The sequence below is a fragment of the Oceanospirillum sp. genome (assembly GCF_982874595.1).
In genome coordinates, this window is record NZ_CEYNZH010000002.1 from 67,597 (window position 1) to 81,584 (window position 13,988).

The following is a 13,988-nucleotide window of genomic DNA, read 5'->3' on the forward strand; positions in this document are numbered from 1 at the left end:
TTGCCGGAAAAATTAAGCAGAACAGGCCTGTTTGACAGTTTTGGTCAGAGACTGAATATAGATTTCCGGTATATCATAAGGCAGGAAAAGCACGGGAATATCCTGCTGTTAATGGATTAAGCGAGTAACGCTACGGAGAGCACATATGGCTTTTTGGAATACCTTGTCGATGCGGACACGTCTGTTTGCTGCATCCGCACTCGTTTTGACGATTGTTTTATGTCTGATCGTTTTTCTGCAATCCGACCTTAACAGTCGGGACCGATTCAGCCGCCTTGAGCTTGAAGAGCTGCCTGCCGCTATTTCCGGGATCTCTGCCCGTATTGAAGCGGACCTCAGTCCGGCGATTGCCGCCTCCGATGCTCTGGCCAATAACACCTTTATTCATACCTGGGTTCGTGACGGTGCCGATGAAAGCCGTTTGCCCGAAATCACCGAAGCATTGGCGCAAACCCGTCAATCTCTGGGTGCCGAAGTGGCTTTTATGGCGATTAACACCCCTGAGGGTAATTATTACTTCCACTTTTCGGGTGAGCTGAAGATTCAGAAAATGTCCCCTTCCAACCCGGATAATGCCTGGTACTACAGTTATCTGAACTCAGGACAACACTATGAGCTGAATCTGGACACGAATCAGCTCAGCGGTGGCAAGATGATGATGTTTGTGAACTTCAGCAGTCGGGCGAAAAATGTCGAGGGTCAGCCCTTAGTGATTGCCGGGGCTGCACTTGATATGGGACAGATGGCCCAGATGCTGCAAAGCTACCGCATTGGTGAAACGGGTATTGTGATGTTATCGGATCGTAACGGGCTGATTAATATCCATCCGGATAGCCAGATTGCCGGTAAGCAGAATCTGAGTAATATGCCGGATTTTGTGCCGCTGATTTCAGAGCAGTGGCAGGGCGTTACTGCAGATCATCCTCGTGTTTATCGGGCCGAAGACCGTGCAGCTCCTGTGTTTATTGGTGCGGTGTATATCGAAGCGTTACAGCGCTATTTGGTAGCCGAAGTCCCAGCCACTGAAATTCTGTCTGAGATTCAGGGAAACCAGCGCTATACCTTGATCGTGGCAGGTATCTTGCTGTTGATCAGCCTGGCAATTCTTTACCCATTAGCGGGGCTGTTGATCGGCCCGATTAATCGGTTGCGTCATCAATTAGGGACTGTAACCGATGAGATGAATCTGAAAACCCGTTTTATCACCACCGACAAGGCGGAAGTGGGTGAGTTATGCGATCAGCTAAATCATCTGTTTGATCGCCTGCGGGATACTTTGGCAGATGTACAGAGTTCGGTGAAAGAAGCGGAAGTCTTCGGTGAAAATGTACGTCAAACATCGGAACAGACCCAGAAGGCCTCTTTTCAGCAGCAACAGGCAATAGCGGGTATCTCTGAGCACATGGATCAGTTGGCGGATCAGGTTTCTCAGATTGCGACTCAGGCAGAAGAAGCTGCTGTACTTTCCAGTAAGGGTGGTGTTGTGTTGACGGATGCACTGACCCAGCTGGAACAGAGTCATAAAGTTGTCAATCACCTGACAGAAGACATGACTCAAAGTCTGACAGAACTGGACCAGCTACTGTTCCACAGTGAAGCTATTATGAAGTTGCTGGATGTGATTCGGGATATTTCGGATCAGACCAACTTGCTGGCTCTGAATGCTGCGATTGAAGCCGCCCGGGCAGGTGAGCATGGGCGAGGGTTTGCTGTGGTTGCTGATGAGGTACGTCAGTTGGCAAGCCGGACTCAATCATCGACAACTGAAATTCATGACATGCTGGAAAATCTTAAGAGTTCCAGTCAAGGTATGGCTTCTCAGCTGAAGGAGAGTTCAGACAGTAGTGAAAAAGGTCTGTTGAGTCTTGATCAGACCCGCAGCGAGCTGGCGATGCTATCGGATGAGATCCAGGCTATTTTTGGTAAGAACCAGAAAATGGCAGACCAGACTCATCATCAGCATGATTCGGTTAACAAGGTGCATTTAGCACTGGAACGTTTGTCTGAAGAGGCTGTTGAAACAGCAAACCTGGCGGACCAGTCCAGTGAAGCCTGTTCTGCTATTAACGGGCTGATGCAGCAGCTGCAGGCTAAAAGTCAGCGTTTCCAGTGTTAAAGGTATCGGCCTCGGCTGTTCGAATGTTTGTGCTACCGAGAATGCCTGTGTCATAGGGATTAAAAAGGGTCTGCGAGGAGCAGGCCCTTTTTGATTTAAGATTGGCAAGTGGCTCAGGCAGCAATAGCCGGTTTGCGCATACGACCTCGCTTTGGCGTTGTACCGTTAGGGTCATCAGGATCTTCCGGCTGGTCTCCATTCTTCATCGCCGCATTCAGATATTCCAGAATCATCGGCGTGGTATCTCCTATGATCATATGGATGCCCTGAGTGCCAAACATGCGGTTAAACTCCAGCACAAAAGGGTAGTGGTCGATCATGGCGATATCAAAGCCTGCATGATCAATACCCAATGTTTTGGCGAGTTGGGGGAAATGCGCTTTTTATAGACATAATGCAGCACACTCAGTTGCCGGTTTTTCGGAAAAATCAGCCAGACAGGAAATTATCGGCCTCATACTGCAGATAGGTATCGGTTTTTCTATAGTTTGCAGAAGGGAGATTTAATGAGCACAAAGTGTTAAACAAGATCCGCTTCATATAGGTCAATATCGCGTGAAAACCTGGCAAGGAAAAGAACAGATATGACATGCTTTTATTCTGTAAGAAGTGAATTGCTTTGAGTACAATTTTTCGGTGCGACGCTCAAAATTGATAAAGTATCTGATCTTAAGGCATGACCTTCCTGTCATCCGAATAAATCAATCGGATAGGGGGGCTGTCTGCCGGATGTGAGTGGTACGACCCTGAAAGCTTCATTAATTTGGCGGGCTGTTTTAACCCGGATAAGTGCAGGCCTGTCATGGCGACACTTATCGTTTTGCCCCCATTGCAGAAGGAAGTTTCGGGCATGGCTGAATTTGAGGATAAGACGGGCTGGCGTACGCTCTGGTTTCTGATTGGCAGACAGCGAACGCGTCTGGCTCTGGCGTTTGTATTTACTCTGGTGGCAGCAACGATGGAGCTACTGCCGTTCTGGCTTCTGGCCCAGGGGGCACAGGCCGTACTGGGTTTTATTGATCAGCAAAGCACGGCGACAGAGATGGCTGAAACTTTTTATCAGCTGGCACTCTGGATGGCAGCAGCGCTGGTATTAAAGACGCTGATTTATGGCATAGCCTATTTTCTTAGCCACCAGGCTGCTTTTTTTACTCTGGCTCATACCCGAAGAATACTGGTTACTCGTCTGGCCTGGGCACCTTTACACTGGATTCAGAGTTATCACTCGGGTCAGTTAAAACAGATGGTGTTGCAGGATGTTGATAAAATTGAAAATCTGATTGCACACCATACGGTAGAAGTTTCGGTTTCTCTGTTGACTCCTCTGCTAATCACTTTTTATCTGTTCTGGATTGACTGGCGTCTAGCTGTGGCAGCTTTACTGGTCGCACCTCTGGCGATTATCTGTTCCATGTTATTTATGCGTGATATGGATTCCATGCAGGATCAGTATCATCAGGTTGCCGTTAGCCTGAATAAAACGACTGTCGAGTACCTGCGCAATATTCCGGTAATGAAGCTGTTTCGTCAGGATGCCAGACGTTTTTCTGCCATGGTGCAGCACTCTCAGCATTATTACAGCCTGGTCGAAGCGCTGACTCGGTTAACCGTTCCCAGGTGGGCATTATTTACCAGTTTGCTAGGAGCTAATATGTTACTGGTACTGCCTGCAGGTGGTTTTCTGTTGCTGCACAATGAGATCGCTCTGACGGATCTGATTCTGGCGATTCTGCTCTGTGGTGGTATGTTGCGCCCTCTGCTGAAAATCAGTCATTTTTTTACCGATAGCCGGGAAGTGCTGGCGGGTGTGCGTCGCCTTAATCCTGTACTGAATGCTGACAATAGTGCTGAACATGCTCAACAGGCCGAAGGTGCTGATCCTGTTTCCAGCAGAGAAGAGGGCATTGATGTTGAGTTGAGCAGGGTTCGTTTCAGCTACGACAAGGCCCTGATCATTCCTGAAATGGATCTGACTCTGCCAGCAGGCAGCACAACAGTGATGACCGGCGCATCGGGTAGTGGTAAGTCGACCCTGGCCCAGCTGATCGCTGGTTTATTAATGCCAGAACAAGGTCAGGTTACCATCAATGGCAGGGCTGTTACTGACCTGAGTAACGAGCAAAGAGCAAGCCTGATTGCAGTGGCAACTCAGGATGCCTTTCTGTTCAAAGGAACGATCAGAGACAACCTGATGCTGGCCAGAGATACAGTGCAGGAGCATGACATGGAACTGGCGATTAAGGTAGCTCAGGCTGAGCACCTGATTCAGCAATTGCCTGACGGTTATGACACCAGGGTTAATGAGCAGGGGACGCGTTTATCCGGTGGTGAGCGTCAGCGACTGGCGCTGGCCAGAGCGCTGCTGGCAGATACTCCGGTACTGATTCTGGATGAAGCGACAGCCTTTGCAGATAACCTGACTCAGCAGGCATTCTATCGTGATCTGCAGGAACACTATCCGGATAAAACCGTACTGATCATTGCGCATCGCCTGGCGGGTATGGAATTTGCCGATCAGATTATTGTTCTGCACAAAGGCCATATACAGGGCGCAGGCAGTCATACTGAGCTGATACAGCGAAATGCTTACTACCAGAAAATATGGCAGTTACAGCGTGATAGTCACCACTGGACTCTGCAAGACGATCAGGCCTGTGAGAGTAGAAAAAGGAGTGATGTAACAGAAGGAGAAACAACATGCCTGCAGATCTGAAGCCATCAATGGATAGTAGTATATTCCGCATTATTGTTCGGGTCATACACCGCAGTGGACGCTCTCCTGGTCTGTTTTTATCTGGCCTGAGCTGGCGAATACTGGAACGTATACTGGACTTGTTACCTTTGTTGGCTGTTTTTTTCTGGTTGCAGAATATCCTGTTATCAAAGAGAGAGAATGACGAAGCGGAAGCCTCAATTCTATGGCTGGCAGGTACATTGTTATTGATTTTTCTGATTCAGTTAGTGGCCGCCTGGAAAGGACAAAGGAACAGCTTTCTGGGCGGTTATCGTATTATGGCGGGCTACCGTGAACAGCTACTGGATCGTGTGCACCAGTTACCTCTGGGCGTACTGGCAGAATATCGTACCGGACAGCTGGCGGATATGATGACGGATGATGTTCAGCGCATTGAGAATATTTTTACTCATCAGGTCGTTGAGTTACTGACCTCTCTGCTTGTGCCGCTGCTGTTATTTATTGCTTTGTTATGGGTTGACTGGCATCTGGCTATAGGATTGATGGCTGGTTTTCCTCTGGCATTGTTATTTCTTCAGCTCAGTCGCAATTTGTTTATTCGTGTTAGTCAGGCTAAGCAGGATGCGTTGCGGTACACCTCAGGCATGGTTGTTGAATATGTAGCCGGCCTGCGTACCTTACGTCTGTTCAACAAAGCGGGTGTCTGGCTGAAGCGGCTTTATCTGCAGTTCGACCATATCACCCGAACCAGTATCGGCGTTGAGATCTGGGGTGCAGGGCCTGTAGTGTTGTATCGATTACTGACAGAGCTTGGTCTGGTGGCATTTCTGACACTGGCCGCTATGCAGATAGCGGGGATGACTCCGGCACAGGATCAGACCGAATTACTGTCTTTATTGTTATTTATACTGCTGGCTTATCGCATGTTAGGGCCGTTACTGGAAATGGCGGAGCACCTGGCAGTATTGCGCTTTACCGTGCAGAGTGAGCAGAAATTACAGCAACTTTACCAGCGTAAACCTCTGTCTGAGCCCGGCTCTGCAGAAATACCCCGTAATAATGATCTTATTGTGCAGGATCTGTCTTTTGGTTACGACAATGAAGCCCTGATACTGGATCAGCTGAATTTCAGGGTACCAGAGAACAGCATGACGGCGATTGTCGGGCCTTCCGGCTCAGGCAAAAGTACACTAATGAATCTGCTGGCTCGTTTTTATGATCCTCAGCAGGGATCTGTCAGTTTAGGCGGGAGTGATTTAAAAGCATTAGGCAGTGAGCAGTTATATCAGAAAGTCAGTATGGTATTTCAGCAGGTTCAGTTATTCGATGGCACTATCGCAGACAATATCAGAATCGGGCGACCAGATGCATCTGAACAACAGATCAGGGAAGCCTGTAAAGCGGCCTGGTGTGATGACTTTATCAGCAAACTGCCCGAGGGCTATAACACCCGAATTGGGGAAGGAGGTTCCTGTCTGTCAGGGGGAGAAAGACAGCGTTTATCGATTGCCAGAGCCTTATTGAAAGATGCACCGGTATTGTTGTTGGATGAAGCGACCGCTTCTGTTGATACCGAAACCCAGTACCATATTCAGCGGGCTCTGAGCGGTCTGGCACAGGGGAGGACTGTCATTATGATTGCCCACCGTCTGAGTACCATTCGCCATGCCAGTCAGATCATTGTGCTGAATCAGGGGAAAATCGTGCAGAGAGGCAGGCATGATGAACTTCTGGCCTGTGATGGCATGTACCGAACATTATGGCAGGCCCAGGAAGGCCAGCATCAGAGTTCTGCAGCTCCGTAAACTCTGCTTTGTCTGGCTCTGGTTCAATAGTTTGTCGTGTGCTGCTATTCATATAATGCTCTGGTTACTCCTGACCAGAGCCTGTTCCATCAATAGATATCAGCTTTCGATGCTCTGATCTGGATTATATCTCTTTAGTTACAAAATGAGAATAAATATCATTTACGAAAAAGATTTGACTTGTTAAGATAAGCAGGTAATAACACTTCCTGCCATTTTCCGAAGTCACTGAAAATGCCTTCAGCAAAACCTCTGCTTGTTCATGGAATAGATTCAGGAAGTGCTGACTCTGGCACGTTATATAAGGAGAAGTGAGGTGACTATGTGCTCGGTAGAATCGATTTATCCATCTGATTCCCTGCTACCAGAGATGCGTAATCCTCCAACGACAGATCAGGATTGTTTCTTTGAGATCCAGCCAGGGTTATCAGTTTGTATCTCCCGTTCTCATTCAGAAGGTGTGACGGCTTCGTTTCCCGGAGATCAGGAATATATTCATCTGAACTGTCTGCTGAAAGGATGTTTTGAAGCCAGAGTAAAAGATGTGCCCATGCACTATACCGCAGGAGAGATCACCATGGGGTATTCTGATGGTGAAATGTTCTATCTGAACAACTCGCCGTCGTTCAGCAATCTGGCGGTGATGATTACTCCTGAGCTGCTTTGTGATATGGCTGGAGAGGAGCTTTCTGAGATTAATCCGGAAAAAGGCGTGCATTTTTTTGTACGTAATGCCGGAAAGAATCAGAAGGCCAGTTATTCAGCAAAACAGATTGCTAGTCTGATGAACAGTAAATCTCAGCATAAACTGTTGCTGCATTCTGCGGTTCTGGATTTTATTTACTGGCATCTGAGCGCTTTTAAAAATCAGCATAGTCAGGTTTCCAGTATTTCATCCCGTGAACGTCGCCAGTTGGATATGGCCAGAGATTACCTGTTAAAAGACCTGAGTCAGGCGCCGACCATTGCTGATGTGGCAACTACGGTTGGTTTAAATCAGTGTAAGCTTAAAAAAGGCTTTAAGACGTTGTTTGGTAACAGTATTTATGCCTACTACCAGAAAGCCCGAATGGAAGAGGCAATGACGTTGCTTAAAAACCATAATGTGACTGAAACAGCGATGCTTCTGGGCTACAGTAATGTCAGTCATTTCAGTACCGCGTTTCGTAAGCAATTTAATATTTTGCCTGGTGATGCCCGTAAGGAGATTGCTCCAGATTTTTCAGGTATTGCGATTTTCTGAACAGGATCTATTCAACAACCTCTGTTATCTGGTTTTAATCGCTTCAGCTGATAAGGTAAATATATTCACAAGTACAAGTCCTGCTTTCTCCTACAGGTTATATCTATCAACATTTTCTGCGAACAGTTCCGTTATTACCCTCCATGAAGCCAGCTTTATAGTGTTGGAGTTCGGCACCTCTGCCTTTTCAGAACACGGTATCAGTTTACCTGATCGCTTCGAAAATATAGCCCCAAAGTGTCAGTAAAAGCAGACAGCAAGTACATAAGGACCTGCTGCCTCTGCCTCATCAGAATCGGGTGCTTAACGTCATACCGTAGCTTCGAGGGTCTCCGGCCTCAACGGTATGCCCGGCACCAAAGTCAAACTCAACACTGGAATAATATTCATCCGTAGCGTTTTTAACCCAAGCATAAGCTTCCCAGTTTTCAGCCTCAACGCCCATTTTCAGGTTTACCAGCTGGTAGCTGTCTTGTTTGAACTTGTTCAGGCTATCGAAGTAGTAATCTCCGATATGCTGGACATCAATACGGGAAAACAGATCCAGGTTCTCCGTCAGAGGGTGACGATTCTGAATGGCAATATTGGCTGTCAGTTCAGGGGTATTCACCATTTTATTGCCATTGCAGTTGCTGACCATGCCGGTAAAGTCACAACCCGAATAGCTTTTGTACTCTGCTTTAGTGTAGCTGCCGCCAAGGCTGATCAGCCAGCCTTCTGCGGGAGTATAGCGGGACTCAAACTCTAGTCCCTGACTACGGCCTTTACCGGCATTATCGGTCAGGATGGTACCTGTAGTTGGCACCAGCTGTTGTACCTGCTGGTCTTTAATATCGATATAGAATAGGGCTGCACTCAGTTCCAGTGAGCCATCCATGAAAGAGGACTTATAGCCCAGTTCATAGTTAGTGCTGGTTTCTGATTCGTAGGTTGGGTCATTTTCGCTGGGATACAGGTGATCAAAGCCACCGGCACGATAGCCCTTGCTGACGGTGGTATACAGCAGGGCATCGTTTTCAAGAGTATAAGACGCCCCGAGTTTTGGTAGCCATTCGGTGAAGTTCTTCTCACCTTTAATATCAACGCTGGCAGCACTTTGCATTCTGGTTTCGATATCGGCTTTGCGCTTTTCTTTATCCAGACGCAGACCCGCTGTCAGAGTCAGGCGGTCATTGATATCATAATCCAGTTGACCAAAAGCGGCATATCCGCTGTTGTCTTTATCCACCAGCGTACGGTCTGCGTAAGGGCCGCCCATACCAAAAGCGGTATAGTCCAGTGTATTCAGACCATCGACTTTATATTCGCTTTTATAAGCATATAAACCCGCCAGCCATTGCAGAGGTTGATTGTCGGTGGATGCCCAGCGAAACTCCTGAGAAATCTGAGATTGCTCTTCATCTGATTCAGAGTGATGCATATAGCCATCCATACTACCGGCGTCCTGGTCGGCAGAGTTCAGGCTATCCCAGTCACGCCAGCCGGTGACGGAGGTAAAGTCGATACCATCAAAGGATTTCGTGACCGACAGCGCCAGACCTTTAGAATCCCGGTTGTTTTCACCATCAAAGTTATGGTCGACTTTCTTCGGATTTTTCTTAATAAAGTCGGCGCTACCCAGAGCGTAAGAATCACCTCGCAGTTTCTGGTAATCCAGAATCAGATTGGTTTCCAGGGTGTCCGTTGGTTGCCATAGGAATTTCAGGCGGGCATTGGTATCTTCACGACCGCCATAGTCCTTACCATTGTAAATGTTGTCCAGATGACCGCTATTGTCTACCTTAGACAGGCTCACACCGACAAACAGCTCATCTTCAATCAGAGGTGTACTGGCACTGATACCCAGTTTACGCTGATCCAGACTATCTGCTGAGAACGTCAGCTTGCCCTCTGTGTAATTGCCTGGTTTTTTCGTGATGACATTGATAATACCGGCCAGAGAGTTACCACCGTACAGCGTACCCTGTGGACCTCGCAGCACCTCAACGCGCTCAATATCCGCCAGATCCAGGTCAAACATACCGTTACTGGTATAATTTACACCATCCACATAAAAGCCAACGGTAGGATCGGTGAACAGGCCCGGACCAATACCGCGGATAAAGATATTGTTTTCCCGGCTACCACCCCAGGTGAAAATATGCAGGTTAGGTGTGTGCTGACTCAGCTCAACAATAGATGCAATCTCTGCATCCTGCAGCTCAATTTCGGTTTTAGCCGAAACACTGGAGCTGACATCCATCACGTCGGCATCACGTTTTTCAGCTGTTACTGTAATGGCGTCCAGGGTATTAGATTCTGCCTGAGCGACCGTCGGGGCTATTAATACCAAGCTGCTGATGCCTGCCAGCAACAGAGCCGGGCTTAGCAGTGTTTTTCTGGATAACGCGTGCTGAATCAAGTGTGTCATAGGGCTCAGTGTAAAAGATTGCACGGACGTTTTTTTGCAGGAAACAGCTGAAGGCTCTGTTTGCGAATGTTTTGAAGTAGTATTGAGGGTAGCGGCCCGCATGGCTCCATTGCTCCTTTAAAATAATTGCGATTGGGAATTGTTTTCATTAATGGGCCTAAGTGTGCGTTTATGACTTTCTGGCGACTACCCTGAAAAGATTTTTGTTACCCCGTTCCGTCGTGGTTTTTAGTGTTGTCGTCTTTTCCGTTTCCCTGCTCTGTAATCTGAGTGTGAATATCGTCCTATCTGTATTACTCGCATATGCGGGGCTTATATTCCCGATTCGGGTAGCTCGTTTTAACACCATCAGACACAATTCTGCTCTGCACATCCGACTTCATTCATCCGCTGTTCAGAGGTTCATGAAAGTGTCAGCCCCTATTCCTTATTCACAGCAAAACGACTCCCGGCGTCATACTCAGTTTACTCAGGTCAGCTCGCAGGCCATGACTGATCTCCATAGTGCCTTTTACTGGCCAGTGATGCTGCTGACTACTTTACTGGCGTCATTGATCACCTTATCCAGTGCTATGGCAGATTATCCGGTGACCGTGAAAGATGATCGGAGTAAAAGCATTACGTTCGAGAAACAGCCGCAATCCGTAGCGTCTATCTCGGTGTTTGGCGCTGACCTGATGTGGGCACTGGACCAACAGGCGACCGGTTTATCCACGCTGAATCACCGACAGTCAGCGTATCTTGGTGATCAGGTCAGTCAGATGAAAGACCTGGGCGAAGTGCATGAAACTGATATGGAGCGTCTGACAGAGCTGAAACCGGATCTGATTATTGGCCTGCGCCAGTACACAGAACCTTTTGCCAGTAAGTTTGAAGAGATCGGACAGTTTCTGGCATTTGATCTGGTCACTCAGGAGGATTCTGAACAGGCCATTATGACGGTTACCCGAGCGCTGGACCAGGAACCGCAGGGACAAGCGCTGAATCAGAACTTTCAGGCTCTGAAAGAAGAATTTAAGCAAAAAGCTCCGGGAGAAGTCAGCGCCATTCTGATCTGGCACTGGGCTGATACTCTGTACGCATTTTATAACCACTATCTGAGCACTGACATTATGCAGAGTCTGAAGGTTGAAAATGCGATGGGACGCTCACCCACGCCTGCTCTGAAAAAACCGGATTCCAGTGTACTGTCTATGGAGCAGTTGCTGCGATTGAACCCGGATGTGATTTTGTCCTTTACCGGTGACGAGGCTCCTATCAGTTATCATCCGGTCTGGCAGCGACTAAAAGCGGTTCAGAATAAACGTGTTTATCGGATTAATGATCAGTACGTCATGCCTCATGGCCCGGTTGCCAGAGAGATGGTACTGAGAGAAATGGCTCACCTGTTTTATCCCGATCAGTTCCCGGCACCGGATAATATTCCAGATGCGGCACGGGCGAAACCGCTGACCTTTTCAGAAAGATAAATCCTATGTCGCAGCTATCAAGCCCGGATAAAACATTCACCATCAGTGCCGGTCATTCTGTGGGAAAACACCAGAGAATCTCTCTGCTTCTGCCAGTCGTATGCCTGTTTATTATCATGCTGGCAGGGCTGGCATCTTTAGCACTGGGAGACACACTGTTTTCCTGGTCTGCGGTGTTCCAGGCGCTGACATCACCAGAAGACAGCATGACCCGTTTCATTATCATGGAACTGCGTATGCCCCGGTTGTTGACGGGGTTACTGGCTGGAGCGGCTCTGGGCATGGCGGGATGTATTGTACAGTCGATCACCCGTAACCCTCTGGGGACTCCGGATCTGATAGGGGTCAGTGCCGGGGCATCCTTTGCGATTGTACTGGGCTTTGTTGTGCTGAGCCTGCCGCCATCTGCGATGCTGGTGATGGGTACGGCAGGTGGTTTTGCCGCTGGATTTCTGACCTTTGCAATCGCCTGGAAAACTCATCTGAATCCGATTCATCTGACTTTGTCGGGTATGAGTATCGCGCTGTTTTTTACCGCTGGCCTGACACTTCTGCTGGTGTCGGCAGACAGTGATGTCAACGGCCTCTACTACTGGCTGGCGGGGAGTCTGCTGAACCGAACCTGGCAGCATGTGGATCAGCTCTGGTTATTTGTTTTTCTGGGGCTGGGAATGGGAGTGATCTTTTCCCGGCCTTTAAATCTGCTGATGCTGGATGATATGACCAGCCGGGCGCTGGGCTTTCCGGTACAACGCTGGCGCCTGATTCTGGGTCTGACCAGTGTGGTACTGACTGCCGCTACGGTGGCGGTAGCAGGCCCAATCTCCTTTGTGGGGCTGGTGGCACCTCATGCCGTCAAGTTGTTGTTAAAACAATCCTTATCCCGGAGCTCATTATCAGATGCGGCTGAATCGGCGCAGCCCCTGCAGATGGATCACAGAATTTTACTACCTTTGTCTGCTATTGTCGGTGCGACCCTGGTATGCGTGGCTGATCTGGTGGCCAGAATACAGGAAGTGCCTGTCGGCATTCTCTGCATTCTGACTGGCGGCCCTTTATTTGTTTACCTGATCAGAAAGCAGGGCGGTTATGACCACTAATACCGTGCATCCTCAAAGTAATCCCGCGTCAACAGCATCTGGCTCTTTAAAGGATAGCAATGGCCGGTTAAAAGATAGCCATGACCGGACGCCGGGCTATTATCGTCTGGTAAAACTGGCGTTATTGCTGTTACTGACTTTACTGATGGTCTTGTCTCTGTTGCTGGGGTCCGTCAATCTTGCGGCCAGCGATATTGTGTCGGTTTTGATGGGTGATATCACAACCGGCACCGCTTATGACGTGATCTGGAACCTGAGGTTACCCCGAACGCTACTGGCGGCGTTAGTCGGTGTTCACTTTGCGTTATCGGGCCTGATTCTGCAGTCTGTGATTCGTAACCCTCTGGCAGACCCCGGAGTGATTGGTGTCTCCAGCGGTGCTAGTCTTGCTATTGTCGGCCTGTTGCTGCTCTCCGATATGATCAATGCTACCCTGCTGAAAGACTCACCGGTTGAGTTATCTCTCACCTGGCTACCGATGGCTGCTATGGTTGGCGGTATCGTTATTTCGGCCCTAGTGCTGTATCTGTCATCGCAAAAACATCAGGGTATGAAAACCGGTATCAGCCCGGCTCGTTTGGCCCTGAACGGTGTTGCCATTGGTGGCATTCTTAATGCTATCGTGATGTGGATCGTCGTCGTCTGGGGTGGCGGTCGAACAGAAACCACAATTTTATGGCTGGCGGGCAGCCTGTACGGACGGGACTTTACCCATCTGTTTATCTTACTCCCCTGGACCGTACTCGGTCTGGCGGCACTTTATTTGATCAGACATCCGTTATCGCTACTTCGTTTTGATGAATCTCAGGCACTCTCCATGGGCGTTAATGTTGCCCGCTGGCGTGTGTTCTCAATTGCTCTGGCGGTGATACTGGCCGCCAGTGCTATTGCTGTTGCAGGACCTGTGGGCTTTATCGGCCTGGTGGTTCCTCACTTATCCCGACTGCTGGTCGGCGGTGATATTAAACATCTGGTTTCAGTGTGCTTGCTGGCCGGTGGCTGCCTCTCATCCGGGGCAGACATAATCAGTCGCACTCTGCTCAGTCCGCTGGAATTACCGGCAGGCGCACTGACCACTGTGATTGGCATACCTGTTTTACTTTACCTCTTACAAAAACAAAGTGGGCGTCGACCGTAATGGGGGCGCCCC

Annotated in this window: 9 protein-coding genes; 7 read left to right on the plus strand and 2 right to left on the minus strand. The window is 48.7% G+C overall.

Annotated elements, in window-relative coordinates:
- Positions 1–145: 145 nt before the first annotated feature.
- Positions 146–2,116, plus strand: a complete 1,971-nt coding sequence (locus AC4GL5_RS01665) for a methyl-accepting chemotaxis protein (protein WP_490381046.1) — start codon at positions 146–148, stop codon at positions 2,114–2,116.
- Between the two features lie 113 nt (positions 2,117–2,229).
- Here AC4GL5_RS01665 and AC4GL5_RS01670 read toward each other — a convergent pair whose 3' ends face one another.
- Complete coding sequence (locus AC4GL5_RS01670) at positions 2,230–2,469, minus strand: hypothetical protein (protein WP_490381047.1); 240 nt, start codon at positions 2,467–2,469, stop codon at positions 2,230–2,232.
- A 497-nt stretch (positions 2,470–2,966) separates the two neighbouring features.
- Here AC4GL5_RS01670 and AC4GL5_RS01675 point away from each other — a divergent pair, with 497 nt between their 5' ends.
- From AC4GL5_RS01675 to AC4GL5_RS01685, 3 genes are all read left to right on the plus strand, one after another.
- Positions 2,967–4,829, plus strand: coding sequence for an ABC transporter ATP-binding protein (locus AC4GL5_RS01675; protein ID WP_490381048.1), 1,863 nt, complete (start codon positions 2,967–2,969; stop codon positions 4,827–4,829).
- Positions 4,814–6,616 carry an ABC transporter ATP-binding protein gene (locus AC4GL5_RS01680; protein WP_490381049.1) on the plus strand — a complete coding sequence of 601 codons (1,803 nt, stop codon included), beginning with the start codon at positions 4,814–4,816 and terminating at the stop codon, positions 6,614–6,616. The genes AC4GL5_RS01675 and AC4GL5_RS01680 overlap by 16 nt, the downstream gene beginning before the upstream one ends.
- 322 nt (positions 6,617–6,938) lie before the next feature.
- Entirely contained in the window at positions 6,939–7,859 is a 921-nt protein-coding gene (locus tag AC4GL5_RS01685; protein ID WP_490381127.1) for a helix-turn-helix transcriptional regulator, read from the plus strand.
- A gap of 289 nt (positions 7,860–8,148) precedes the next feature.
- Here the strand turns inward: AC4GL5_RS01685 and AC4GL5_RS01690 are convergent, their stop codons facing one another.
- Positions 8,149–10,269, minus strand: a complete 2,121-nt coding sequence (locus AC4GL5_RS01690) for a TonB-dependent receptor (protein WP_490381050.1) — start codon at positions 10,267–10,269, stop codon at positions 8,149–8,151.
- Between the two features lie 410 nt (positions 10,270–10,679).
- Here AC4GL5_RS01690 and AC4GL5_RS01695 point away from each other — a divergent pair, with 410 nt between their 5' ends.
- From AC4GL5_RS01695 to AC4GL5_RS01705, 3 genes are read left to right on the plus strand one after another with little or no spacing between them, the layout of a single operon-like run.
- Positions 10,680–11,738 carry an ABC transporter substrate-binding protein gene (locus AC4GL5_RS01695; protein WP_490381051.1) on the plus strand — a complete coding sequence of 353 codons (1,059 nt, stop codon included), beginning with the start codon at positions 10,680–10,682 and terminating at the stop codon, positions 11,736–11,738.
- Between the two features lie 5 nt (positions 11,739–11,743).
- Positions 11,744–12,838, plus strand: a complete 1,095-nt coding sequence (locus AC4GL5_RS01700) for a FecCD family ABC transporter permease (RefSeq protein ID WP_490381052.1) — start codon at positions 11,744–11,746, stop codon at positions 12,836–12,838.
- Positions 12,828–13,976, plus strand: a complete 1,149-nt coding sequence (locus AC4GL5_RS01705; protein WP_490381053.1) for a FecCD family ABC transporter permease — start codon at positions 12,828–12,830, stop codon at positions 13,974–13,976. Before AC4GL5_RS01700 ends, AC4GL5_RS01705 begins: the two co-directional genes overlap by 11 nt.
- Positions 13,977–13,988: the final 12 nt, after the last annotated feature.

Excerpts from the sequence above, each read along its gene's own strand:
- AC4GL5_RS01690 (WP_490381050.1), bottom strand. The coding sequence starts at position 10,269 with ATGACACACTTGATTCAGCACGCGTTATCCAGAAAAACACTGCTAAGC.
- AC4GL5_RS01665 (WP_490381046.1), top strand. The coding sequence starts at position 146 with ATGGCTTTTTGGAATACCTTGTCGATGCGGACACGTCTGTTTGCTGCA.
- AC4GL5_RS01700 (WP_490381052.1), top strand. The coding sequence starts at position 11,744 with ATGTCGCAGCTATCAAGCCCGGATAAAACATTCACCATCAGTGCCGGT.
- AC4GL5_RS01675 (WP_490381048.1), top strand. The coding sequence starts at position 2,967 with ATGGCTGAATTTGAGGATAAGACGGGCTGGCGTACGCTCTGGTTTCTG.
- AC4GL5_RS01705 (WP_490381053.1), top strand. The coding sequence starts at position 12,828 with ATGACCACTAATACCGTGCATCCTCAAAGTAATCCCGCGTCAACAGCA.
- AC4GL5_RS01680 (WP_490381049.1), top strand. The coding sequence starts at position 4,814 with ATGCCTGCAGATCTGAAGCCATCAATGGATAGTAGTATATTCCGCATT.
- AC4GL5_RS01685 (WP_490381127.1), top strand. The coding sequence starts at position 6,939 with ATGTGCTCGGTAGAATCGATTTATCCATCTGATTCCCTGCTACCAGAG.